This window comes from Streptomyces chattanoogensis (assembly GCF_001294335.1).
GTDB lineage: Bacteria > Actinomycetota > Actinomycetes > Streptomycetales > Streptomycetaceae > Streptomyces > Streptomyces chattanoogensis.
This window is the reverse complement of the sequence record NZ_LGKG01000124.1, coordinates 15,695-39,402: the sequence shown is the minus strand read 5'-3', so window position 1 is coordinate 39,402 and position 23,708 is coordinate 15,695. Positions and strand designations below refer to the sequence as shown.

The window sequence follows — 23,708 nt, the reverse complement described above, 5'->3', positions numbered from 1 at the left end:
CGGACGAGTTAACCGTTTCACTTAAACGCATCAGTTAAGCGCTTAAGTGAAACGGTTGAGCAGCAGCACACAGGCCGAGCCGAGCACCTTGCCGGGACCGGAGGCAGCGCATGCCCACCGACGTGCACCAGCACATCTGGCCGCGGGAGTTCCTCGCGCTGCTGCGGGCGCGTACGGCGCCGCCGCTGCTGGACGGCTGGACCCTGCGACTGCCGGGCGAACCGCCGTACGCCGTCGACCCGGCCGACCACGACGTCGCGGCCCGGGTCCGGCTCGCCCGCGCGGACGGCCTCGACCGGGCGCTGGTGTCGCTCTCCAGCCCGCTCGGCATCGAGTATCTGCCGCCCGGGGAGGCCGGCCCGCTGCTCGGCGCCTTCCATGAGGGCGCGCTGGAGCTGCCCGCCCCGTTCGGCGTCTGGGCCTCCGTGTGCCTGTCCGCACCGGAGCCGGACCCCGAGGCGCTGCGGCGGGAGCTTGCGCGCGGCTGCGTCGGGTTGCAGCTCCCCGCCACCGCCCTGCTCGACGCCGACGGCTGGGCCCGCTGCGCGCCGCTCCTGGACGTCACGCAAGAGCTCGGGAAACCGCTGTTCGTCCACCCCGGCGCGGCGCCCCCTGCCGCCGAGGACTCGCCCTCCTGGTGGCCCGCGCTCGTCCCGTACCTCCAGCAGCTGCACGCCTCCTGGTTCGCCTTCCGCGCCTTCGGCCGGCCGCGCCACCCGGACCTGCGGGTCTGCTTCGCCGCGCTGGCCGGCCTGGCGCCGCTGCACGGCGAGCGGCTGGTCGCCCGCGGCGGCGGCCGCGACCGCGGCCGGGTGGACCGCAACCTCTTCTATGAAACGTCCTCGTACGGAACGCGCGCGGTGGACGCACTCGTACGGGCGGTCGGCATCGACGCGCTGGTCAGCGGCAGCGACCGCCCCTATGCCGAGCCCGTGGTCCCGGACCTCGGCGCTGCGGCCGCCGTCCACGCCCTGCGCACCGTCAACCCGGCCCGCCTGCTGGGCCCGGCGAAAGGAGACCGCCCATGACGTCCGCCGCCACCCAGGCCGACGCCGCCCGTGAAGTCCCCGGCGGCGAGGGGCCGTTCGCCGCGCTGCCGGAGCGCAACCTCGACAAGCGCGAACTGCGGGAGCTGGTCGACGGGCTCGCCGCCCGCCCGGACCTGTGGCACGAGCAGGTCGCCTTCTCCGACGGCGAGCGCCACTACGCGTCCCTGTACCGCGACGAGTTCGTCGACGTCTGGCTGCTGTGCTGGACCCGGCGGAACGACACCGGCTGGCACGACCACGACATCTCCTCGGGGGCGGTGCGCGTCGTGCAGGGCGTGCTGACCGAGTCCAACCCCCGGATCGGCGGGGAGCATCTGACCGCCGCCGTCGTCGCGGGCACCTCCTTCTGCTTCGGCCCGGACCATATCCACCGTCTCGCGGGGGCGACGGACGATGCGGTGTCGGTGCACGCGTACTCGCCGCCGCTGTGGCGCCTCGGCCAGTACGACATCACCGCCGACGGGCTGATGCGGCGGATCTCGGTGTCGTACGCGGACGAGCTCCGGCCGATCGGCGAGGCGCCCGCCGCCTGAGCCGCGGGCCTTGATCCGTGGGCCTTGAGCCGCGGGCCTCGACCCGCGGGCCTCGAGCCACGCACCCGCCCCGTCAACACGAATCAACCACCGTTCCCGTCCCGCCCCTTGACCCGCCATTCATCGACGTCGATTCTGCATGGACCCATACAGGCGCGACCCGAGGCGGATGCATGGCAGGCGGCGGCATGGCAGGCGTGGTGGAACAGCGCTCGATCGACGTCGTCCCCGACGACGAACGGCACGGCAGCGCGGTCAGCCAGTTCACCCTCTGGCTGGGCGCCAATCTCCAGATCACCGCCGTCATCACCGGTGCCCTGGCCGTCGTCTTCGGGGCGAACGCCTTCTGGTCGCTGATCGGGCTGCTGCTCGGCAATCTGCTGGGCGGGGCGGTGATGGCGCTGCACTCCGCGCAGGGGCCGCGGCTGGGGCTGCCGCAGATGATCACGTCGCGGGCGCAGTTCGGGGTGCGCGGGGCGGTGGTGCCGCTGGCGCTGGTGATCGTGATGTACATCGGGTTCTTCGCGAGCGGAAGTGTGCTGGCGGGGCAGGCGGTCGGCGAGCTGACACACCTCGGCGACACGACCGGGATCGTCGTCTTCGCCGCGATCACCGCCGTCGCCGCGGCCGTCGGCTACCGGCTGATCCACACCCTCGGGCGGATCGCCGGCCTGGTCTGCGCGCTGGCCTTCGTCTATCTGGGCGTACGGCTCCTCCAGCGCGCCGACCTCGGCACGCTCCTGCACGACCACCGCTTCGGGCTGCCCGTCTTCCTGCTCGCCGTCTCCCTCTCGGCCTCCTGGCAGCTGGCGTTCGGGCCGTATGTCGCGGACTACTCGCGCTATCTGCCGCGGCACACCTCGGCGCGCGCCACGTTCTGGTGGACGCTGTCGGGCTCCGTCCTCGGGTCCCAGTGGTCGATGACCTTCGGGGCGCTGGCGGCGGCCGCGGCCCCCGGCGCCTTCGTGGGACATGAGGTCACCTACATCGTGGGCCTGGGCGGCGCCGGGCTGATCGCCTCGTTCCTCTACTTCGTCATCGCCCTCGGCAAGCTCACGATCAACATCCTCAACACCTACGGCGGCTTCATGTCGCTGGTGACCAGTGTCAGCGGGTTCCGCGGGCAGCGGACGCTCTCCCCTCGCGGCCGCGCCGCCTATATCGCCGGGATCATGGTCGCCGGCACCGCGGTCGCCCTCCTGGGCAAGGACTCCTTCCTCACCTCCTTCAAGGACTTCCTGCTCTTCCTGCTGACCTTCTTCACGCCGTGGTCGGCGATCAACCTGGTCGACTACTACCTGATCTCCAAAGAGCGCTACGACATCCCGGCACTCAGCGACCCCGGCGGCCGCTACGGCGCCTGGAACGCCCGGGCGCTGACGGTGTACACCCTCGGCGTGCTGACCCAACTCCCCTTCCTGGCCACGCACTTCTACACCGGCCCCCTGGTCGCGCCCCTCGGCGGCGCCGACATCTCCTGGCTGGTGGGCCTCGCCGTGCCTGCCGCCCTGTACTGGGCCGTCGGCCACCGCGACACCGCCCGCATCCCGGGCGCGGGGCCGCTCGACGAGGAAGAGGCCGCAGCCGGACCGAAGGGCTAGCCGGCATCTCGCCGATCATCCGGCACACCACCGGCATACCGTCCGGACCCGCCGCGTTGCGGCCTGCCAGGGGCACCCGCATCCCGCGGAGGATCCGTCCGACCCTTCCCTGAAGGTGCAGATGACCGACGGGCGCGGGGCAGAGCCCAGCGAGCCGCTGCGCTGCGGCGCCCGGAACGAGCCCCCGCCCGGCAACCCGCACCACCGCCCGCACAAAAGACTGTTGCGGGGACCGCCGCACCCCGGCCGAGCCGGGGGCGGGACGACGGCGGTCCCCGCAAGGGACGCGGACCGGGTCAGGGCCGGGTGTCGCGTCCTGGCGATCGTGGAGGTCCGGGAGCCGCTCCGGAGGTCCGTATCGCCGTAGTCATCAATGTGCCTGACGAGTGTTAAGTCCGTGCTGCGAACACGTGACGCATACGTACACCTTGCGGTGCAGGCCCGTTTCCTGACGGCCACTTAACACCCGTACGGCAACACGACGGCGGCCGGCTTACTTGGCGACCCCGCGCGCCAGGAAGGCCAGCAGGTCCTGCCGGCTCACCACACCCTTCGGCTTGCCCTCGACGAGGACGATCGCGGCGTCCGCGTTCTCCAGGACCGCCATCAGGTCGGCGACCGCCTCACCCGAGCCGACCTGCGGCAGCGGCGGGCACATGTGCTTCTCCAGCGGGTCGGTGAGCGAGGCCCGCTGGGTGAACAGCGCGTCCAGCAGCTCCCGCTCCACCACCGAACCGATGACCTCGGCGGCCATCACGTCCGGGTGCCCGGCGCCCGGCTTGACGATCGGCATCTGCGAGACGCCGTACTCGCGCAGGACCTCGATCGCCTCACCGACGGTCTCCTCCGGGTGCATGTGCACCAGCGAGGGCAGCGCGCCCTCCTTGTGCTCGAGCACCTCGCCGACCCGCGCCGCGGTGCCGCTCTCCTCCAGGAAGCCGTAGTCGGCCATCCACTCGTCGTTGAAGATCTTGGAGAGATAGCCGCGGCCGCTGTCCGGGAGGAGAACGACCACCACGTCGTCCGGCCCCAGGTCCGAGGCGACCTCGAGGGCGGCCACCACCGCCATGCCGCAGGAGCCGCCGACCAGCAGGCCCTCCTCCTTGGCGAGGCGGCGGGTCATCTGGAAGGCGTCCTTGTCGGAGACCGCCACGATCCCGTCGGCCACCGTACGGTCGTACGCGGTCGGCCAGAAGTCCTCGCCGACCCCCTCGATCAGATACGGGCGCCCGGAGCCGCCGCTGTAGACCGAGCCCTCCGGGTCCGCCCCGATGACCTTGACCCGGCCCTCGCTGGCGTCCTTCAGATAGCGGCCGGTGCCGCTGATCGTGCCGCCGGTGCCGACGCCCGCCACGAAGTGGGTGATCCGGCCGTCGGTCTGCGCCCACAGCTCCGGACCGGTCGTCTCGTAGTGCGACCGCGGGTTGTTGGGGTTGCTGTACTGGTCGGGCTTCCAGGCGCCCGGCGTCTCCCGGACCAGCCGGTCGGAGACGTTGTAGTACGAGTCCGGGTGCTCGGGGTCCACCGCCGTCGGGCAGACCACCACCTCGGCACCGTAGGCCCGCAGCACATTGATCTTGTCGGTCGACACCTTGTCGGGGCAGACGAAGATGCACTTGTAGCCCTTTTGCTGGGCCACGATCGCCAGGCCCACCCCGGTGTTGCCGGAGGTCGGCTCCACGATGGTGCCGCCCGGCTGCAGCTCGCCCGACTCCTCGGCGGCCTCGATCATCCGCAGCGCGATCCGGTCCTTGACCGAACCGCCCGGGTTGAAGTACTCGACCTTCGCCAGGACGGTGGCCTGGATTCCTTTGGTCACGCTGTTGAGCCGTACCAGCGGGGTGTTGCCGACGAGCTCAATCATCGAATCGTAAAACTGCACGGTGGTCTCCGCGGTCGGGGGCACGCTCTCCTGCGCCCGTGCCGTCAGCCTATTAGCCGAGCGCGGCAGAGGCCCGGCCGACTGCGTTCCGTTAGAGGGCAGCTGCGGTGCGTGCGTTGTGTTCCGGGCGGGAACGGGCAACAACCTGGCACAGGAGTTTGTTGTTGCTTACAGAAGCGCGTCCGGTCCCCGGGGCCGCGGCGCGCACGCACTGCACGGGGAGGTGCCCGGCTATGCCGATGACGATGTCCAGGGCGCGAGTGGCGCGCCGGATCGCGACCGCCGCGGCGGTGGGCGGGGGCGGGATCGGCCTGCTCGGGGTCGCCGCCGTCGGCGTGCTGCTGACCGAGGTCCGGCTGGCCCGCCGTACGGTCGGCGGTTCCAGCGCCACCCCGCCGTGCGCCGACGGCCGCTACGGCGCCCCGTTCCACCACGCCGACGACGCCCGGCCGGCGCTGCGGCTCGCCTTCCTGGGCGACTCCACCGCCGCCGGGCAGGGCGTGCACCGCGCCCGCCAGACCCCGGGCGCGCTGCTCGCCTCCGGGCTCGCCGCGCTCTCCGAACTCCCCGTCGACTTCCGCAATGTGGCCCTGCCCGGCGCCCAGTCCAACGATCTGGAGCGCCAGGTGGAGCTGATCCTGGAGGACGGCGGCGCGCCCCCGGACGTCTGCGTCATCATGATCGGCGCCAACGATGTCACCCACCGGATGCCACTGGCCGAATCCGTGCGGCATCTGTCCGAGGCGGTGCGCCGGCTGTGCGAGGCGGGCTGCGAGGTGGTCGTCGGCACCTGCCCCGATCTGGGCACCATCGAGCCGGTCTACCAGCCGCTGCGCTGGGTGGCCCGGCGGCTCTCCCGGCAGCTCGCCGCGGCCCAGACCATCGGGGTGGTCGAGAACGGCGGCCGTACGGTCTCGCTCGGCGATCTGCTGGGCCCGGAGTTCGAGGCGCATCCGCGGGAGCTGTTCGGGCCGGACAACTACCACCCGTCGGCGGAGGGGTACGCCACCGCCGCCATGGCCGTCCTGCCGACGCTGTGCGCCTCGCTGGGGCTGTGGCCGGAGGAGGAGCGGCCGGAGCCGGGCCGCGGCGAGGGCATTCTGCCGGTCGAGCAGGCGGCGGCCGAGGCGGCGGCCGAGGGCGGTACGGAGGTCAGCGGCCGGCGCGCGCCCTGGGCCCTGCTCAAGCACCGCAGGCGGCGGCAGCTGCCGGCCCCGGAGTCGGCGGAGGTCCCGCCGCTGGGGTGGTGAGCCGTGCGGCCGCGGGCCGCGCCGGAGAACCGGGTGCCGTGCCGGAGGGGCCGTACGGGAATACCCGGCGGCCCCGCACCGTTTCATAAGCGCCCGCTTAGAAAAGAGGCCCGCATCACAGCACGCACCCCGTGACCTTGGCACTACGTGCAGGTAACTTCCCACACAGTCCGCCCATTTCTGCTTGCTTGGAGCCGTGTGATGCCCGAAGCCGTGATCGTCTCAGCCGCCCGCTCCCCGATCGGCCGCGCCTTCAAGGGCTCGCTCAAGGACCTGCGCCCCGACGACCTGACCGCGAAGATCATCGAGGCCGCCCTCGCCAAGGTCCCCGAGCTGGACCCCAAGGACATCGACGACCTGATGCTCGGCTGCGGCCTCCCCGGTGGCGAGCAGGGCCACAACCTCGGCCGCATCGTGGCCGTCCAGATGGGGATGGACCACCTCCCCGGCTGCACCGTCACCCGTTACTGTTCCTCCTCGCTGCAGACGTCCCGGATGGCGCTGCACGCCATCAAGGCCGGCGAGGGCGACGTCTTCATCTCGGCGGGCGTCGAGACCGTCTCGCGCAGCGTGAAGGGCTCCTCCGACGGTCTGCCCGACACCCACAACCCGCTCTTCGCCGAGGCCGAGGCCCGCACCGCGGCGCGCGCCGAGCAGGAGGGCGCCGACTGGCACGACCCCCGCGAGGACGGCCTGGTCCCGGACGCGTACATCGCGATGGGCCAGACCGCCGAGAACCTCGCCCGCCTCAAGGGCATCACCCGCCAGGAGATGGACGAGTTCGGCGTACGGTCCCAGAACCTCGCCGAGCAGGCGATCAAAAACGGCTTCTGGGAGCGGGAGATCACCCCCGTCGAGCTGCCCGACGGCACGGTCGTCTCCAAGGACGACGGCCCGCGCGCCGGCGTGACGGTCGAGGGCGTCTCCGGCCTCAAGCCGGTCTTCCGCCCCGACGGCCTGGTGACCGCCGGCAACTGCTGCCCGCTGAACGACGGCGCCGCGGCGCTGATCATCATGTCCGACACCAAGGCGCGCGAGCTGGGGCTGACGCCGCTGGCCCGGATCGTTTCGACCGGTGTCTCCGGCCTCTCCCCCGAGATCATGGGCTACGGCCCGGTGGAGGCCAGCAAGCAGGCCCTGCAGCGGGCCGGGCTGTCCGTCTCCGACATCGACCTGGTCGAGATCAACGAGGCGTTCGCCGCCCAGGTGATCCCCTCGTACCGCGACCTGGGCATCGACCTCGACCGGCTGAACGTCAACGGCGGCGCGATCGCCGTCGGCCACCCCTTCGGCATGACGGGCGCCCGGATCACCACCACGCTCATCAACTCCCTCCAGTGGCACGACAAGCAGTTCGGCCTGGAGACGATGTGCGTGGGCGGCGGTCAGGGCATGGCGATGGTCATCGAGCGGCTGAGCTGAGCCGCAGCGGAGGGTAGGGGCCGGGTGCGAGGAACGAGTGCCCGGCACCTGCCCGCAGCGGAGGCGAAGCTCAGCGCGATCACAAGCACGAGCGGCTGAGCTGAGCCACGGCGCCTCGCAGAGAGGCGGCAGGTGAAGGGTGTGCGCGGAGATACGGGTCAACTCCCGTTCCGCGCGCACCCTTCGCTGTCGTACGGGCACCTATGGCGACGCGGGTGGCCTGTGTCACCCGTTAACAAGATCGCGACCCAATAGCCGCCAGGATTGTGACCAACGCCCCGCCACGACGAGGTTCTCCCAGGTCAGCACGGGTGTACCCGCATGTATAAGGCCCAAGGGCCGGTGCGTTTCGGGACGTAGTGCACTGGGAACGGTCGCCGTCCCCCGGCACCCTGATGTAGGAAGTCGGGGGACATTCTGCTATCGGGAGTACGCATGAGCGGGCGCAGCGAGCGAATCATCACGTGGTGCGCGCCTCGCGAATGCGGGGCCGAGCGAAGCGAGGTTTCGGCATGATCACCCTCATCCTGCTGCTGGCCGCGGCCGTGGCCGTGGTGCTGGGCGCCGCCGCCCTGCACACCACCCGCGCGCTGCGCCGCCAGGTCACCACTCTGCACGCCGAGCTCGTGGCCGCCCGTACGGGCGGCGCGGCGGCCGGTGCGGCGGGGCTCGCGGCCATCCCGGCCGCCCGCGCCGTCCCGGCCGCCGAGACGCCGCTCGCGGACATACGTGCCGCGGTCGCGGACGCGCTGGCCGAGGAGCGGGAGCGGGAGCTGGCCGAGGCCCGCGCGTTCTGGGCCGCCCAGGAGGCGCGGGACGCCGCCGACGCCCCGTCGCTGCTGGGCGGGCTGGCCGGCCTCGGCGAGGAGGGCCCGGCCGACGCCCGTGCCGAGCGGCTGGAGCTGCCCGCCGAGCAGACCGAGGACCGGATCGATGCCGACCGGCTCGACCCCCTGCCCTTCCTGCCGCGTCAGGCCGACCTCGCCGGGCTGGAGCCGTGGCTCGGCCCGGACGTCCTGGAACCGTTCGATGCGCTGGAGTCGGTGGAGGCGCTGGACGCGCCCGAGCTGGAGCATGCCGAGGAGGCCGCCGAATCGGCCGAGCTGGCCGCCGCCCGCCGGCGCCACCCCTCGCACCCGGACTTCTCGCCGTCCCCGGTGATCAGCGACCACGAGCGCACCGTCAAGCGCCTGGAGATGCTGGCGCAGCAGGCCGTTCCGCTCGCGGACGTCCGCCCCGGCCCGCTGGGGACCCTGGACGTCTATGTCTTCACCGACGGCACCACCCTCTGCCTGACCCCGGGTGACCGCGACACCTCCGGGCGCATCGCCGGTGCGCTGCGCGCGGGCCACACCCCGGTACTGATGGGCGGCTCGGGGATCTCCGGCGCATACGCCCTGACCTTCTCCTGGGGCGAGCACCCTCAGGAGAGTGTCTACATCCTGGCGGACCGGGTCATCGCCTCGCTCTGACCGCTCGAGCGGACGCCGCCGCCTTGGACAGGCACTAACAGCGCGCCGCCGCCTCCTCGACCAGCCGCACGGCCTCCGCCAGTTCTCCGGCGGGGGCCGGTTTCGCGTCAGGGGCGGGGTCGGCCGCCGCGGCCAGCAGCGCTTCGACCAGATCGTGACCGGCCACCGCCAGCTGGTCGCCGGCCGCGAACATCCCGGCGTCCGGCATCGTGTGCGGCTCCCGTCCGGGGGCCTCGATCCGCTGCGCACGCAGCGCCAACTCCCGGGCCAGCGCCAGCCCTTCGGCCGCGGCGCCGCGGCCGAGGGTGCTCTGCGGCAGCGACCTGAGGCGGTCGGCGAAGGTGTCCACGGCAGTCTGCAAAGGCATCACGTCAAGCACCCGGTGAGCCTATGCGCCACTCCCGGGTGGTTGCCAACGCCGGAACGCTCAGGCACGGTGTGCTGAAGAACCAGCATCGACCGCGTCCGGAGGCGCCGATGTCTCAGCTCTTCTCCGAAGAAACCCACCGGAATCTGCTCTCCCGTATCCCGCACTGCACAGGCCGGGAGGTCTCCGACTGGCTCCGCACCGTTGACGAGGGCCCGTCCCTCTTCCGCTTCGACGAAAAAGTCAGCTGGCTCCGCGGCGAACACAATCTCGCCTACGGGCACGCCAAAGCGATCGTCCATGAACACGACCTCAGGCGCGCCGCGCGGAAGCTGTAGATGCCGGGCCGTGATGACGGGCTTACCGCACATCCCCCTTGAGACCGGCGACGCCGAAGGGCCCGCAGGCGACTGCCTGCGGGCCCTTCGGATGTCCTGTGCGCCGCGCCCGGGTCGGGTGCGGCGCCCGGAGCGTCAGTCCCCTCGGAGGATGGAGATCAGCCGCAGCATCTCCATGTAGATCCACACCAGGGTCAGGGTCAGGCCGAACGCCGCCAGCCAGGACTCCTCGCGCGGCGCGCCGTAGGCGATGCCGTCCTCGACCTGCTTGAAGTCCAGGGCGAGGAACAGCGCACCGAGGACCACGCCGACGACGCCGAAGGCGATGCCCAGGCCGCCGCTGCGGAAGCCGAGGCCGTCACCGCCGGCGAACACCGCGAACAGGGTGTTGACCAGCGACAGCAGGACGAAGCCGATGGCCGCGATGATCACGAAGCGGGTGAAGCGGGCGGTGACCCGCACGATCCGCGTCTTGTAGGCGATCAGCATGGTGACGAACACGGCCATCGTGCCCAGCACCGCCTGCATGGGGGCGCCGTGCAGCTGCGGCACGCTGTTGAGGAAGCCGCTGAGCGCGCCGAGGAAGACGCCCTCGAGGGCCGCGTACGCCAGGATCAGCGCGGGCACCGGCTTGCGCAGGAACGATTGGCCGAAGCCGAGCAGCATGGCGATCAGACCGGCGCCGACGGCGAAGCCGAGGTGCGCGGTCAGGAAGAGCCAGCCGACCGTGGCGCCGGCGATGACCGTGCCGAGCGTCAGGCTGGTGCGGACGACGACGTCGTCCATCGTCATCGGGCGGGTCTGCGGGACGTACTGCGGTGGCGCCTGCGTGGCGTAGGGGTTGTTTCCGGCGTACGGGTTGGTTCCGGCGTACGGGTTGGCGGCGGCCCCGGCCTGCGGCGGTGCGTTGAAGCCCGCGTAGCCGGTGTCGCGGCTGAAGCCCCGTCGCGTGAAGACCGGGTTCCTGCTCTCCATCTCACTCCTCCACGGCCGCCCTGCGCGGCCTTGACGGCAAGCGTAATGGTCTGGCAAAGGCGCGTCGCTAGTTCTTGAGCAGGATCTTGCCCGGAACTCGGTACGACACATCCTCTCCGACGTCGTAGGGGATGTCCTCCCCATGAAGGACGCACGGGAGCACACGGAGGTGCCCGGATCGGGGGACGACTGCCGGGGTGTGACCAACTCGGTACCACCGTTCAGATATCGGACGCCCGCACGGCTCCGATCCGGCGGGCCCGCCACCACCTGTGCGGCGCGGGTATGCCGAACGGGGCCGCAACGGGCCACATATGCCCGGGATAAATTCCGTCCGGCCGTCCCCGTCACCCATTCACCGGATCACGGAATCGCGGAATCCCCGAATCCGATAAACGTGCGATCGGAACGGTCCGTGAACGGCATGTGAACGGCGACATGTGACGACTCGATGAGACGAGCGTTACGCCTTGCGAGGCAACCGATTCGCAGACGCGGCCGTCTTCCCTGGCAGCCGGAACCTGCCCCGACAGGTGGATCCTTCGCGCGCCGAAGCGATCACTGTCCGTATCGGCCCGGGCGCGGATGGTCTGCGAACAAGGGTGCAGTTGGGTCTATTCTGGCGGAAAACAGTAGCGAAAGAGGGTTGAGGTGCCTGTGCCTGACGTCTCAGTAGTCGTCATTGTCTACAACGACGCCGACCGGTTGCCGACCGCTGTCCAGTCCGTACTGGATCAAACGCTCCGGGACGTCGAGGTGGTGATCGTCGACGATTGCAGCACCGACCGTTCTTTCGATGTGGCACAACATCTCGCGGCCACCCACCCCGAGCGGGTAAGAGCCTTTCAACTGCCGGAGAACAGCGGTGCGGGCGGCGAACCGCGTAATGCCGGAATCCAGCACACCACCGGCAAGTACGTCATGTTCCTGGACAGCGATGACGTACTCGAGCCGAATGCCTGCCGGAATATGCTGGAGGCTGCCGAGGAAACCGGTTCGGACATTGTTTCCGGGCTGTGCGTACGACTGCACAAGGACACCCGCAACCAGAAGCGCGACGAGTGGTACGCCTGGCTGTACGCCACCACGCGCACCCTGGAGTCGGTCACCGAGCTGCCCGACCTTTTCGTCTGGGACACCCTTTCCACCAACAAGTGCTATCGCCGCGACTTCCTCATCGAGCATGATCTCCGGTTCCCGAAGGGGATGTTCTACGAGGACCTGATGTTCATCGCGGACGCCTATCTCGCGGCGCGCCGCATCACTTTGATCCCCAATCAGGTCTACTTCTGGCACGTCCACGAGCAGGCCGCGGTGAAGTCCGTGACGAACCGCCGGCACGAAATGACCAACTACGAGCACCGGCTGGAGATCCACCGGCGTATCGACGCATTGCTGGCCGAGCGCGGGCTGACCGAGATGCGGCTCGCCAAGGACGTGAAATTCCTCAAGCACGATCTCGTACTGCATCTGCGGGATCTGCCCTTCCGGGACGAGGCCTACCGCCGGGAATTCGCCGAGCTGTCCCGGGAATATCTGGCCGGTATCGCCCCCGAGGCATATGAGCGGGTGCAGCCGATACAGGCCATCTGCGCCTATCTGCTCCAGCAGGGCGACTGGGACAACCTGATCCCGGCGGTCGACACCCTCACCAACCGCGACAAGGTCTCCTCGCCGCTGGCCGAGCGCGACGGGCGGATCTACTGGTGCGACGGGCATTTCGACGACGCATTCGGCCGCGAGGTACTGGATGTCACCGACGCCGGCTACCACGAGAAGCCGGTCAACAAGCTCTTTCTGCGCAATCAGCTCACCCGGTTCCACCAGTCCGGCCGGGGAGTGGCGCTGGCGGGCCGGATCACCAATCCGCTCGGCGTCATTCCGCCGGGCGCACGGCTGAGCGGTGTGCTGGAGTTCAGCGCCCGGCGGCGCAGCCTGCAGTCCTTCCGCTTCCCGGTGCGGGTGCTGCGCCACGAGGGCGACGCCGTCCACTGGGAGGCCGCCGCCGACCTCACCGCGAAGCTGCGCCCGCTGGGCATCGTCGACACCATCTGGGACGTACGGCTGAGCCTGGACGTGGACGGGGTGCGCACCACGACCCGGCTCACCGTCGCCGACACCGAGCTGTCCGGGGATCCGCTCCCGGTACGTCCGCGGCTGACGCGCATGGTCGCCGATCATCTCGAGCCGCATGTCTCGGCCCGTGGGCATCTGGCGTTCCGCCTCGTCAGTGAGAGCCGTAACAGCGAACGGGTGCAGGAACTCATCGCGCGCGGGGTGCACGGAAAGCCCGGGACGCTGGCCAAAACCGGCTACCGCAAGGCGAAGGCGCTGCGCAAGAAGGTCACTTCCGGCGACAACAAGCTCCGCGCCTACCACGAGGTGTTCAGCCGGCTGCCGGTCAAGAAGCGCACGGTGGTCTTCGAAAGCCACCTGGGCAAGCAGTACAGCGACAGCCCGCGCGCCATCTACGAGGAAATGCGCCGGCAGGGCCTGGACTTCGAGGCGATCTGGTCGTACGCCGGTTCCCCGAAGGAATTCCCGCAGGACGTGACCCTGGTACGGCGCTGGTCGCTCCCCTATCTCAAGGCGCTGGCGCAGGCCGAGTTCTGGGTGGACAACCAGAGCTATCCCCTCAAGCTCACCAAGCGCCCCGAGACCACCTACCTTCAGACCTGGCACGGCTCGGCGCTCAAGAACATGGGCTTCGACCAGCCGTCGCTGAAGGCCCAGACCCGGCAGCAACAGGCGGAGCAGCAGCGTTCCCTGGACCGCTTCGACCGTTTTCTGATCCGCTCCGAGCACGATGTGCACACCCTGGCCAAGGCGTTCCGGCTCAAGGAGAAGACGCTGCTGCGGGTGGGTTACCCCCGTAACGACGCGCTGGTCCAGGCCCGGCAGCGGGAGGCGGAACTCGGCCGACGCGAACGCGGTGCACTGGCCGCCGAGTTGGGAATTCCCGATGACCGGACCGTGCTGCTGTACGCGCCGACGTTCCGCAAGGCGGGGGGCCGGCACGGCCGCTTCACCCTGCCCTTCGACGTGGAGCGTTTCGCGGAGCAGTTCGGTGACCGCTACGTCCTCCTCGTGCGCTCGCACTATCTCAACCATGTGGTGCTGCCGCCGACCGTGGAGGGGAGGGTCATCGACGTCTCGCCGCGCCATGACGTGACGCCGATCCTGGAACTGGCCGACGGGCTGATCACCGACTATTCCTCGGTGATGTTCGACTATGCGCTGCTGGACCGGCCGTTGGTGTTCTTCACCTACGACTACGACGAATATGTGCACGAGGGCCGCGGCACCTACTTCGATCTGCTGGAGCATGCACCGGGTCCCGTGGTCCGTACCGAGGACGACTTCTACGAGACCCTCAAGTCGTTCGAGACCCAGTCCCTGGAATACGCGACGGCCCGTAAGGAATTCGTCGCCAAGTTCGGCGAATACGACCGCGGTGACGCGGCGCAGAGCATCGTCGATCAGTTCTTCGCGCAGTGGAGGCGTTGATGGAGGCGTCGATGAACAAGCCGTACGCGAACAGGCCGCAGCCGGCCGGGCCGGCCGGACCGCGGGACATCTTCTTCGTCTCCAACAGCGTCAACGAGATGGGCGGCATCACGAGCTGGTCGCACCAGATGGCGCGTCTGTTCAGCGAGCAGGGCCACCGGGTGCACATCATCGGCATCGTGCCGCCTCCCGAGGGGAGGGTCCACGAACTCGCGGCCGATCTCCCCTTCGCCACCACCACTCTTTACAGCGAGCACCCGCCTTCCGTCCGCCCCGTGCGCGGCCTCAAGGACAAGCTCAACGTCGCCGAACGGCGCCGCCGGGCCGCCCGGGAGGCCGGGATGCACGAGCAGGCGGCCAAGATGAGCGCACTGTTCCGGCAGGCGCGGCCGGGCGGCGTGGTGATCGTCACCCAGGTGTGGGCGATGGAGTGGGTGGCACTGGCCGACACCGCCGGTCTGACCATGATCGGTATGAGCCATGAATCGTTCGACACCTGCCGCAAGTCGTCCCGCTTCGGCCGGGTGAAGCGGTTCTACAAGGACGTCGACCGGATGCTGACCCTCACGCGTGAGGACGCCGACCGCTGGATCCGCCAGCGCATGGACAACGTCGGCTTCATGCCCAACCCTCTTCCCTTCTTCCCCGACGTCCCCTCCGACCGCTCCGCCAAGTGCGTCGTCAGCATCGGCCGGCTGCACGAGGAAAAGGGCGTCGACCTGCTGCTGGAGGCCTGGGCCCGGGTCGCCCCCCAGCACCCCGACTGGACGCTGCGCATTTACGGCTCCGGCGAGGAGGAGGAAGAACTCCGCAAACTGGCCGCGGAATTGGGCGTGGCCACGTCCGTCAGGTGGATGGGCCGGACCGGCGACGTCCCCGGCGCGCTGCGCGAAAGCGCGGTATTCGCACTGAGCTCACGCGGCGAGGGCTTCCCACTGGCCCCCATGGAAGCAATGGCCACCGCCGTCCCCTGCGTGGCATTCGATGTGGCCCCGGGCGTCCACGAGATCATCACCGACGGCGAGGACGGGCTCCTCGCACCGCCCGGCAATATCACCGAATTCGCCCGCCATCTCGACACCCTCATCTCCGACAAGGAGCTCCGGGACACGATGGGAGAGGCGGCCCGCGAGAACATCCAGCGCTTCTCCACCGAGGAGATCGTCGGCCGCTGGGAGAGTCTGTTCGCGCTCGTGGAGCGGTGAACGGGCGGCGTGGACAGGGAGAGGGCCGCCGGGTTTCGCCCGGCGGCCCGCCGGCCTGACGAATACCCTCGCAGAATTACGCCAAGCGAAACCAGGAACACCGGATTCGCATTCCCCTCGGCCCTTGCGTCATCTCGTCCAGGATGCGCTCGGGACGTCATGTGTATTTCCGGCTCCCCTCGTCACCTCTCCGAGGAGCACCCGCGGATGATGCGGAGGGGGGCACCCGCTCGACGCGACCGGACACTCCATCAGCTCGTCGGCGGCCGGCACCCACAACCTGGGCGGGACCAGGCCGAAGTCCTGGCCATTGGTTGAAGGTTGCACGGTACGCTGGGGCGCGCGCATGAGGGTCGGCTGCCGGGTGAGCACGTCGGGCGAGGGGTGGATCGCCCGTCCGAAGGCAGCGGATCCCGGCGGAATTTGCGCTTACGTTGAAATTTCAGGCAAAATTGAAAATGTCTTGTGCCCGGAGCCGGACTTGAACCGGCACGGCCCGTAGGCCAGCGAGGTTTAAGCTCGCCGTGTCTGCATTCCACCACCCGGGCCTGGGGTCCCCCATGCCGCCTCAAAGAGGGCAGCACGAGCGTAGCCCGCAGCGCACCACGCAGTTCGGCCACTCACCCCGAGGTTGTCTTATTTTATTGGCAACTGAGGGTGCATCAGTGCCCGGTACGAGCCTCCGGCACATGTCTGAAGCCCAGCTTTGCCGGTGTACCGGCGCAACGGAATTCGCGCCCGAATTGACGGAAACTCGACGTCTGCCCGCGGCCCCCGCCGCGCCCGCGCCGCCGGCCGCCGCACGCCCTTGACGCGGTCTTGATGCGGTCCTGGTCAGGCGGCGGCATCAGGGGCCGTCTCCTCCCCAGGGATGACCGAAGGGGTGGGCCTGTACGTCTACGGACTCCCCCAGGACGGTCACAGGGGTTGACGTCCGCACCGCCTTCCCTGTCCCACGATGGAAAGGTCCGCGCCACCCGGCCACCCGGCCGCCGCGGAGCAGATGGTCCCTCGTCCCGACAGGAGCTCCACCCCGTGACCACCACCCACTCCGGCGTCTCCACCGCCACCCGCGCCACCGCGGTGGCCGCCCGCGCCACGGATCTCACCAAGGTCTACGGACAGGGCGAGACCCAGGTGGTCGCCCTGGACGCCGTCTCCGTCGACTTCCGGCAGGCCCGGTTCACCGCGATCATGGGCCCCTCCGGGTCCGGCAAGTCGACGCTGATGCACTGCATGGCCGGACTGGACTCGATCAGCGGCGGCTCGGCCCGGATCGGCGACATCGAGCTGACCGGGCTGAAGGACAAGAAGCTCACCCAGCTGCGGCGCGACAAGATCGGCTTCGTGTTCCAGGCGTTCAACCTGCTGCCCACGCTGACCGCCCTGGAGAACATCACCCTTCCGATGGACATCGCGGGCCGCAAGCCGGACCGCGCCTGGCTGGACCGCGTCGTGGAGACCGTCGGCCTGGGCGGCCGGCTCAAGCACCGGCCCAGCCAGCTCTCCGGCGGCCAGCAGCAGCGGGTGGCCGTCGCCCGTGCGCTGGCCTCCCGGCCCGAGATCATCTTCGCGGACGAGCCGACCGGAAACCTCGACTCGCGCTCCGGCGCCGAGGTCCTGGGCTTTCTGCGCAACTCCGTGCGGGAGCTGGGCCAGACCGTGGTGATGGTGACCCACGATCCGGTCGCGGCGTCGTATGCGGACCGGGTCATATTCCTCGCCGACGGCCGGATCGTCGACGACATGCCCGACCCGACCGCCGACATGGTGCTGGAACGGATGCTGCGTTTTTCCGGGGGTGCCCCCCGGACCCCCGGTTTCGACGCCAAGGGCCGTACGAGCTGACCGGCCTGCCCCGGCAGCCGCCGCCCGTACTCCCCCCCCACCGACCTCCAGGACTGACCCACCCATGTTCCGCACCGCCTTGCGCAATGTGCTCGCGCACAAGGCCCGGCTGCTGATGACCGTCCTCGCCGTGATGCTCGGCGTGGCCTTCGTCTCCGGCACCCTGGTCTTCACCTCGACCATCTCCGACGCCTTCCAGCGCAGCTCCCAAAAGGGCTTCGACAACGTCGACGTCGCCATCCAGCCGAAGTCCTCGGACAGCGGCGCGCCGGGCGCGGCCACCATGCTCGACCAGAAGCTGCTGGACGCGGCCGCCCGCGTCCCCGGAGCCGCCTCCGCCACCGGCACCGTCTCCGGCTTCACCGCCATCGCCGACAAGAACGGCAAGCTGATCGGCAACGGCTTCTCGACCCGCGGCGCCAACTACTTCCCCGGCAGCGACGGCAAGGACGCCCGCTATCCGCTGCGCGACGGTGTTGCCCCCAAGGGCCCGCAGGAGTTCGCGCTGGATGCGCACACCGCCGACAAGGCCGGCTACAAGGCCGGCGACACCGTACGGATATCGGTCGACGGACCGGTGCGCGAGCAGAAGCTGACCGGCGTCTTCACGACCGACGACGGTACGGTCGCGGCCGGCGGCAGCCTCGCGCTGTTCGACACCGCGACCGCGCAGAAGCTGTTCGCCACCCCCGGCGCATTCAGCGAGATCGACGTCAAGGCCGCGCCGGGCGCGTCCCAGAGCGCCCTGAAGGCCGCCGTCGACAAGGTGCTGCCCAAGGACGGCGCAGCGGCCACCACCGGCAAGGAGCTCGCCGACGAGCAGGCAAAGGCCATCGCCGAGAGCATGGACGGGATGAAGACCGGCCTGCTGGCGTTCGCCGGGATCGCGCTCTTCGTCGGCATCTTCATCATCACCAACACCTTCACCATGCTGGTCGCCCAGCGCACCAAGGAGCTGGCGCTGCTGCGCGCGGTCGGCGCGAGCCGCCGTCAGGTGACCCGGTCGGTGCTGAGCGAGGCGTTCCTGGTGGGCGCGGTCGCCGCGGTCACGGGCCTGGCGGCCGGTATCGGCATCGGCGCCGGACTGCGGGCGCTGATGGGCACCATCGGCGCGACCGTCCCCGACGGCCCCCTGGTGATCGCCCCGTCCACGATCGCGGTCTCACTGGCCGTCGGCATCGTCGTCACCGTGCTGGCCGCCTGGCTGCCCGGCCGCCGCGCCGCGAAGATCCCGCCGGTCGCCGCGATGAACAGCGTGCATGCCACCGCCACCACCAAGTCGCTGGTGGTCCGCAACACCATCGGTGCGCTGGTCGCGGGCGCCGGTACGGCCGCCGTGGTGGTCGCCACCGGCATGAACGACGCCGAGGCCCTGATGTCCGGCGGCGCCGCGGTGCTGCTGATCGGCGTGTTCATCCTGACGCCGCTGCTGTCCCGCCCGCTGATCGCACTGGCCGCGCCCGTACTGCGCGCGTTCGGCATCTCCGGCAAGCTCGCCCGGCAGAACGCCGTCCGCAATCCCCGCCGTACGGCCGCCACCGCCTCCGCCCTGATGGTCGGGCTCACCCTGATCACGGGCATGACGGTGATCGCGGGCAGCGTGCAGAAGGGCATCGACAAGATGGCCACCGACGCGCTCAAGGCCGACTATGTCGTCTCCATGGCCAGCCGGTCGCCCCTCTCCCCCGACGTGGCGAAGAAGCTGAGCGGCCTGGACGAGGTCACCGCCGTCAGCCCGCTGCGCAACTCCCCGTCCCGGATCGGCACCGGCCCGGACGCCACCCCCGAGTACCTGACCGGCGTCAACGGCAAGGACTTCGGCAAGCTCACCCGGCTCGACTTCACCCAGGGCTCGCTCGGCGATCTGCGCGGCGGCCGTGCGGTGGTGGACGACGCCACCGCCAAGCGGCACGGCTGGAGCGCCGGCGCACACGTCCCGGTGACGTACGCGGACGGCAAGAAGGGCACGCTGACCGTCTCGGGCGTCTACCAGGGCAACGAGATGATCCACGGCATCATCCTGGACAACGGCACTCTCGCCCCGCACCAGCGCCAGATCACCGATATGCAGGTGATGGTCAAGACGAAGGGCGGCGCCACCGACGCCGCCAAGGACTCGCTGGTCAAGGCGCTCGGCAAGAACCCGGCGATCTCGGTCTCCGACAAGAAGGACGTCTCCGACGGCATAGCCCAGATGTTCAGCCTGATGCTGAACATGCTCTACGGCCTGCTGGCCATGGCCGTGATCGTCGCCGTGCTCGGCGTGATCAACACCCTGGCGATGTCGGTCTTCGAGCGGCAGCAGGAGATCGGCATGCTGCGCGCCATCGGGCTGGACCGCCGCGGCATCAAGCGCATGGTGCGCCTGGAGTCGCTGGTGATCTCCCTGTTCGGCGGGGTGCTCGGTGTCGGCCTGGGCGTGTTCTTCGGCTGGGCGGCCGGCGAGCTGATCGGCGGCTCCCTGCCGACGTACGAACTGGTCCTGCCCTGGGGCCGGTTGGGCCTCTTCCTCGGCCTGGCCGCGGTGGTCGGCGTCCTGGCCGCGCTGTGGCCGGCGCGGCGGGCGGCGAAGCTGAACATGCTGGCGGCGATCAAGTCGGAGTAGCCGGCGCCACGGCCGCACCCGTCCAGGGCCCGGGGACCGCTCATGGTCCCCGGGCCCGTATGCGTACGGCGCGCCTCAGCCCTGCCAGGCCCGCGCCCGCAGCGGCATTCCGGAAGCACCGGAATCCGGTGTCCGTACGGCCAGCACCTGGTTGACCCCTATGCGGTTCCGTTCGAACGACAGCGCCGACGCGGCCATGTACAGCCGCCAGACCCGCGCCCGCCCCGGTGAGGTGAGCCGCACCGCCCGGTCCCAGTGCTTCTCCAGATTGGCGACCCACCGGCGCAGCGTCAGCGCATAGTGCTCGCGGATCACCTCCACGTCCCGCACCTCGAAACCCGCGTCCTCCAGGGCGCCGGTGGTCCGCCCGACGGGCGCCAGCTCACCGTCCGGGAAGACGTACCGGTCGATGAACTCATCGACGCGGTAGGCCTCCTCGTCGGGCAGCGGCCGCCGCGCGATCTGGTGGTTCAGCAGCCGCCCGCCGGGCCGCAGCAGGGCGTACAGGGCGCTCGCGTACTCCGCGTACTGGGCCTGGCCGACATGCTCCGCCATGCCGATCGACGAGATCGCGTCGAACGGCTCGTCCTTGATCTCGCGGTAGTCCTGCACCCGGATCTCGACCCGGTCGGCCAGTCCGGCGTCGGCGATCCGCTTACGGGCGTAGGCGGCCTGCTCCTCGGAGAGGGTGATGCCGACCGCCCGCACGCCGTACTCGCGGGCGGCGTGCAGCACCATCGAGCCCCAGCCGCAGCCCACGTCCAGCAGCCGCCGGCCCTCCTCCAGGCCGAGCTTGCGGCAGATCAGGTCGAGCTTGTCGCGCTGGGCGTCCTCCAGGGTGGCGGCCCCGCCCTCGTCGGTCCCCCAGTACGCGCACGAGTAGACCATCGAGGGGCCCAGCACCAGCTCGTAGAAGTCGTTGCCCACGTCGTAGTGGTGGCTGATGGCGTCCTTGTCGCGCAGCAGGGTGTGCAGCGGACCGCGCCGCTTCCTGGCCTCCTCGGCGGGCGGCGCGGGCGGGACGGGAGCGCCGGCCAGGAACAGCAGCTCCTTGGCCGCGGCCCGGATCTCCGGGCGGGCCAGGGAACGCAGGACAGCGGCCGGCTGCGGTCTGCCGGGGGCGGCGGGCCGCTCCCAGATCAGGCCGGCCAGCAGGTCCAGCGCCTCGTAGAGATCGCCGTCGATGTCGATGTCCCCCGCCACCCAGGCGCGGGCCAGACCCAGCTCCCCCGGTTTGAACAGCAGACGGCGCAGCGCACGGCGGTTGCGGATGACGAGCGTGGGTGCCCCCGGCGGGCCGGACTCGCTGCGGTCCCAGGCGCGGATACGGACCGGGAGACCGGCCCCCAGCACCTCCTCGGCGAGCTTGGTGAGCCGTGCAGCGGCGTCGGCCATGTCGCACCTCCGTGTCGACGAGTCGGGCGGTCGGCCGTTCGGCCGGCCGGGCGAAGAAGTTTCACCCGCCACGTAAACGCCAAGTGGGCGCCCAGTTAGTCCCGTTCGCACGTAAGAGAACCGCAAACCGCCTGCTTTCCGCCAGTGCGGACACGCCTGCGGACACGCCAAAGGGCGCCCGCCCCACGGATGGCGGACGCCCTTCGGGCTGGTCGGAGTACCGACCGAGGTGCTAGGAGGCCTTGGCCTTCGGCTTGTCGCCGGATCCGGCCGCCGCCGGGGCGGGGGCCGGCTTGGCCGCCTCGTAGAACTCCTCGCGGGGGTTCTCCATGGCGCCGAGCGACACGACCTCACGCTTGAGGAACATCGCCAGCGTCCAGTCGGCGAAGACCCGGATCTTGCGGTTGAACGTCGGCATCGCCATGCCGTGGTACGCGCGGTGCATGTACCAGGCGAGACGGCCCTTGAGCTTGATCTTCATCTTGCCCATGACGATCATCGCGACGCCCTTGTGCAGGCCCAGACCGGCGACCGCACCCTTGTTGGCGTGGCTGTACTCCTTCTGCGGGAAGCCCCGCATACCGGAGACCACGTTGTCGCCGAGGACCTTGGCCTGCCGCAGCGCGTGCTGCGCGTTCGGCGGGCACCAGGCGTTCTCGTTGCCGGCCCGGCGGCCGACCATGTCCGGAACCTGGGCGTTGTCGCCCGCGGCCCAGATGTAGTCGGTGCCCTGCACCTGGAGGGTCGCCTGGGTGTCGACGTGGCCGCGCGGGCCCAGCGGCAGACCGAAGCGGGCCAGCGCCGGGTTGGGCTTGACGCCCGCGGTCCACACGATGGTGTTGGAGTCGACCTCGAGCCCGTTGTTCAGCACGACGTGGCCGTCGACGCAGGAGTCCATGCCGGTCTTGAGGTAGACCTCGACACCGCGGCCCTCGAGGTGCTCCTTGCCGTAGGCACCGAGCTTGGGGCCCACCTCGGGGAGGATCTTGTCGGCGACGTCGACCAGCAGGAAGCGCATGTCTTCGCGCTTGACGTTCTTGTAGTACTTGGCGGCATCGCGGGCCATGTCCTCGACCTCGCCGATGGACTCCGCACCCGCGAAGCCACCGCCGATGAAGACGAAGGTCAGCGCCTTGCGGCGGACCTCCTCATCGGTCGTCGAGTCGGCCTTGTCCAGCTGCTCCAGGACGTGGTTGCGCAGGCCGATGGCCTCTTCCACGCCCTTCATGCCGATGCCGTTCTCGGCCAGACCGGGAATCGGGAAGGTACGGGAGACCGCACCCATCGCGATGACCAGGTAGTCGAAGGGCAGCTCGTACGCCTCGCCGACCAGCGGGGCGATCGTGGCGACCTTGCGGTCCTGATCGATGGTGGTGACCCGGCCGGTGAGGACCTCCGCCTTCGGGAGCACGCGTCGCAGCGGGACGACGACATGCCGGGGGGAGATGCTGCCGGCGGCGGCTTCGGGCAGGAAGGGCTGATAGGTCATGTACGACCGCGGGTCGACGACCGTGACGGTCGCCTCGCCGTAGCGCATCTTCTTGAGGATGCGCCGAGCTGCGTACAGGCCTACGTACCCACCGCCTACTACGAGGATCCTGGGACGCTCCGTGGTGCTCATGCAATCGAGTATCCACCCCCACATGGGGGGTCGCTCGTGAGCCCCTTCACAAGCACTCGGGGGGCATCTGCTACACTCCGCCGGCTTCGTGACCGACGCCATAGCGCCGAGGGGGAACCACCGTGTACGGCGAAGCGTTGAGCACCCCGCTGATCAGGGATTGCGGGCCCCGGGCCGGGCGAACCGCACCCCGCAGAAGCGCGCCCGCAACACGACCGAAACCGCGCATCCCCCGGGTCGAGGGGTCCTAGGACCTTCGAATGAGGGCTTCGGGGCCAGAATCTTCAGCCATCAGGCGGCTTTTTCATGTGAAGGATTTCACGAACCTTTTTTTCGGACCCGCCCGGCACCCCCGCCCAAAGGCCCTGAAAGACGCTCAGGCGGCGTTCAGCCCGCTCAAAAGCCGCGGAGTGAGAGGGGGTTGCGCTCCCGGGCCGCCGGTGATCACCCGCAATGGCGTGCCGGTGGCGGCCGTGGTGCCGATCGCGGACTTTCGACGCGCTGGAAGAGGCTGCCGATGTGGTGCTTGCCCGGGAGGCGGAGGCGGTCCTGGCTGAGGGCGGCCCGACCGTGACGTGGTCGAGCGGCCTGCCGCCCTGCGGGTCCCGGCCGCGCTGACCGCGCGCGGCGACCACGCC

Annotated in this window: 16 protein-coding genes, 1 tRNA gene and 1 pseudogene; 12 read left to right on the top strand and 6 right to left on the bottom strand. The window is 70.1% G+C overall.

All coding sequences use genetic code 11. The features are described from left to right. Positions 1 to 110: 110 nt before the first annotated feature. The 3 genes from ADL29_RS14995 (at position 111) to ADL29_RS14985 (ending at position 3,183) form a co-directional block, all read left to right on the top strand. Complete coding sequence (locus tag ADL29_RS14995; protein WP_053924162.1) at positions 111 to 1,028, top strand: amidohydrolase family protein; 918 nt, start codon at positions 111 to 113, stop codon at positions 1,026 to 1,028. After that, a complete protein-coding gene (locus ADL29_RS14990; protein ID WP_053924161.1) occupies positions 1,025 to 1,582 on the top strand; it encodes a cysteine dioxygenase in 558 nt (185 codons plus the stop codon). The genes ADL29_RS14995 and ADL29_RS14990 overlap by 4 nt, the downstream gene beginning before the upstream one ends. A 188-nt stretch (positions 1,583 to 1,770) precedes the next feature. Next, positions 1,771 to 3,183, top strand: coding sequence for a purine-cytosine permease family protein (locus ADL29_RS14985; RefSeq protein WP_053924209.1), 1,413 nt, complete (start codon positions 1,771 to 1,773; stop codon positions 3,181 to 3,183). 493 nt (positions 3,184 to 3,676) lie between these two features. Here ADL29_RS14985 and ADL29_RS14980 read toward each other — a convergent pair whose 3' ends face one another. Beyond that, the gene (locus tag ADL29_RS14980) at positions 3,677 to 5,065 is read right to left on the bottom strand and encodes a cystathionine beta-synthase (protein ID WP_053924208.1); all 1,389 of its coding nucleotides are present in this window, start codon (positions 5,063 to 5,065) and stop codon (positions 3,677 to 3,679) included. Positions 5,066 to 5,298: 233 nt separating this feature from the next. Between ADL29_RS14980 and ADL29_RS14975 the strand changes: the two genes are divergently transcribed. From ADL29_RS14975 to ADL29_RS14965, 3 genes are all read left to right on the top strand, one after another. Beyond that, entirely contained in the window at positions 5,299 to 6,315 is a 1,017-nt protein-coding gene (locus ADL29_RS14975; protein ID WP_078971013.1) for an SGNH/GDSL hydrolase family protein, read from the top strand. 201 nt (positions 6,316 to 6,516) lie between these two features. After that, positions 6,517 to 7,737, top strand: coding sequence for an acetyl-CoA C-acetyltransferase (locus ADL29_RS14970; RefSeq protein WP_053924159.1), 1,221 nt, complete (start codon positions 6,517 to 6,519; stop codon positions 7,735 to 7,737). A 512-nt stretch (positions 7,738 to 8,249) separates the two neighbouring features. Continuing rightward, complete coding sequence (locus ADL29_RS14965) at positions 8,250 to 9,209, top strand: hypothetical protein (RefSeq protein WP_053924158.1); 960 nt, start codon at positions 8,250 to 8,252, stop codon at positions 9,207 to 9,209. Positions 9,210 to 9,243: 34 nt separating this feature from the next. On the opposite strand, the gene ADL29_RS14960 is transcribed toward ADL29_RS14965, so the two are convergent. After that, positions 9,244 to 9,588 carry a hypothetical protein gene (locus ADL29_RS14960; protein WP_078971012.1) on the bottom strand — a complete coding sequence of 115 codons (345 nt, stop codon included), beginning with the start codon at positions 9,586 to 9,588 and terminating at the stop codon, positions 9,244 to 9,246. A 98-nt stretch (positions 9,589 to 9,686) separates the two neighbouring features. Here ADL29_RS14960 and ADL29_RS14955 point away from each other — a divergent pair, with 98 nt between their 5' ends. Next, entirely contained in the window at positions 9,687 to 9,914 is a 228-nt protein-coding gene (locus tag ADL29_RS14955; RefSeq protein ID WP_046927695.1) for a DUF4287 domain-containing protein, read from the top strand. A gap of 135 nt (positions 9,915 to 10,049) precedes the next feature. Here ADL29_RS14955 and ADL29_RS14950 read toward each other — a convergent pair whose 3' ends face one another. After that, positions 10,050 to 10,889 carry a Bax inhibitor-1/YccA family protein gene (locus tag ADL29_RS14950; RefSeq protein WP_053924157.1) on the bottom strand — a complete coding sequence of 280 codons (840 nt, stop codon included), beginning with the start codon at positions 10,887 to 10,889 and terminating at the stop codon, positions 10,050 to 10,052. A 657-nt stretch (positions 10,890 to 11,546) separates the two neighbouring features. Here ADL29_RS14950 and ADL29_RS14945 point away from each other — a divergent pair. Together ADL29_RS14945 and ADL29_RS14940 are read left to right on the top strand one after the other, a co-directional pair. Then, positions 11,547 to 14,396 (top strand): bifunctional glycosyltransferase/CDP-glycerol:glycerophosphate glycerophosphotransferase, encoded by a 2,850-nt coding sequence (locus tag ADL29_RS14945; protein WP_245689420.1) that lies wholly within the window; start codon positions 11,547 to 11,549, stop codon positions 14,394 to 14,396. 11 nt (positions 14,397 to 14,407) lie between these two features. Further along, complete coding sequence (locus ADL29_RS14940; RefSeq protein ID WP_053924207.1) at positions 14,408 to 15,601, top strand: glycosyltransferase; 1,194 nt, start codon at positions 14,408 to 14,410, stop codon at positions 15,599 to 15,601. 466 nt (positions 15,602 to 16,067) lie between these two features. Here the strand turns inward: ADL29_RS14940 and ADL29_RS14935 are convergent. Beyond that, positions 16,068 to 16,149: transfer RNA gene (locus tag ADL29_RS14935), tRNA-Leu, on the bottom strand. A gap of 487 nt (positions 16,150 to 16,636) precedes the next feature. Between ADL29_RS14935 and ADL29_RS14930 the strand changes: the two genes are divergently transcribed. Together ADL29_RS14930 and ADL29_RS14925 are read left to right on the top strand one after the other, a co-directional pair. Further along, complete coding sequence (locus ADL29_RS14930) at positions 16,637 to 17,449, top strand: ABC transporter ATP-binding protein (RefSeq protein WP_053924155.1); 813 nt, start codon at positions 16,637 to 16,639, stop codon at positions 17,447 to 17,449. Between the two features lie 64 nt (positions 17,450 to 17,513). Continuing rightward, the gene (locus ADL29_RS14925; RefSeq protein WP_053924154.1) at positions 17,514 to 20,054 is read left to right on the top strand and encodes an ABC transporter permease; all 2,541 of its coding nucleotides are present in this window, start codon (positions 17,514 to 17,516) and stop codon (positions 20,052 to 20,054) included. A gap of 75 nt (positions 20,055 to 20,129) precedes the next feature. Here the strand turns inward: ADL29_RS14925 and ADL29_RS14920 are convergent, their stop codons facing one another. Further along, a complete protein-coding gene (locus ADL29_RS14920; RefSeq protein WP_053924153.1) occupies positions 20,130 to 21,449 on the bottom strand; it encodes an SAM-dependent methyltransferase in 1,320 nt (439 codons plus the stop codon). 232 nt (positions 21,450 to 21,681) lie between these two features. Further along, on the bottom strand, positions 21,682 to 23,070 hold the full coding sequence (locus ADL29_RS14915; protein WP_053924152.1) for an NAD(P)/FAD-dependent oxidoreductase: 1,389 nt from the start codon (positions 23,068 to 23,070) through the stop codon (positions 21,682 to 21,684). Between the two features lie 434 nt (positions 23,071 to 23,504). Between ADL29_RS14915 and ADL29_RS45230 the strand changes: the two are divergent. Then, a pseudogene (locus ADL29_RS45230) lies at positions 23,505 to 23,688 on the top strand (type II toxin-antitoxin system prevent-host-death family antitoxin); the annotation flags it as partial. Positions 23,689 to 23,708 lie beyond the last annotated feature (20 nt).

Coding starts and splice junctions, on each gene's coding strand:
- ADL29_RS14975 (WP_078971013.1), top strand. CDS start 5,299: ATGCCGATGACGATGTCCAGGGCGCGAGTGGCGCGCCGGATCGCGACC.
- ADL29_RS14955 (WP_046927695.1), top strand. CDS start 9,687: ATGTCTCAGCTCTTCTCCGAAGAAACCCACCGGAATCTGCTCTCCCGT.
- ADL29_RS14925 (WP_053924154.1), top strand. CDS start 17,514: ATGTTCCGCACCGCCTTGCGCAATGTGCTCGCGCACAAGGCCCGGCTG.
- ADL29_RS14970 (WP_053924159.1), top strand. CDS start 6,517: ATGCCCGAAGCCGTGATCGTCTCAGCCGCCCGCTCCCCGATCGGCCGC.
- ADL29_RS14915 (WP_053924152.1), bottom strand. CDS start 23,070: ATGAGCACCACGGAGCGTCCCAGGATCCTCGTAGTAGGCGGTGGGTAC.
- ADL29_RS14950 (WP_053924157.1), bottom strand. CDS start 10,889: ATGGAGAGCAGGAACCCGGTCTTCACGCGACGGGGCTTCAGCCGCGAC.
- ADL29_RS14995 (WP_053924162.1), top strand. CDS start 111: ATGCCCACCGACGTGCACCAGCACATCTGGCCGCGGGAGTTCCTCGCG.
- ADL29_RS14990 (WP_053924161.1), top strand. CDS start 1,025: ATGACGTCCGCCGCCACCCAGGCCGACGCCGCCCGTGAAGTCCCCGGC.
- ADL29_RS14940 (WP_053924207.1), top strand. CDS start 14,408: ATGAACAAGCCGTACGCGAACAGGCCGCAGCCGGCCGGGCCGGCCGGA.
- ADL29_RS14985 (WP_053924209.1), top strand. CDS start 1,771: ATGGCAGGCGTGGTGGAACAGCGCTCGATCGACGTCGTCCCCGACGAC.
- ADL29_RS14965 (WP_053924158.1), top strand. CDS start 8,250: ATGATCACCCTCATCCTGCTGCTGGCCGCGGCCGTGGCCGTGGTGCTG.
- ADL29_RS14920 (WP_053924153.1), bottom strand. CDS start 21,449: ATGGCCGACGCCGCTGCACGGCTCACCAAGCTCGCCGAGGAGGTGCTG.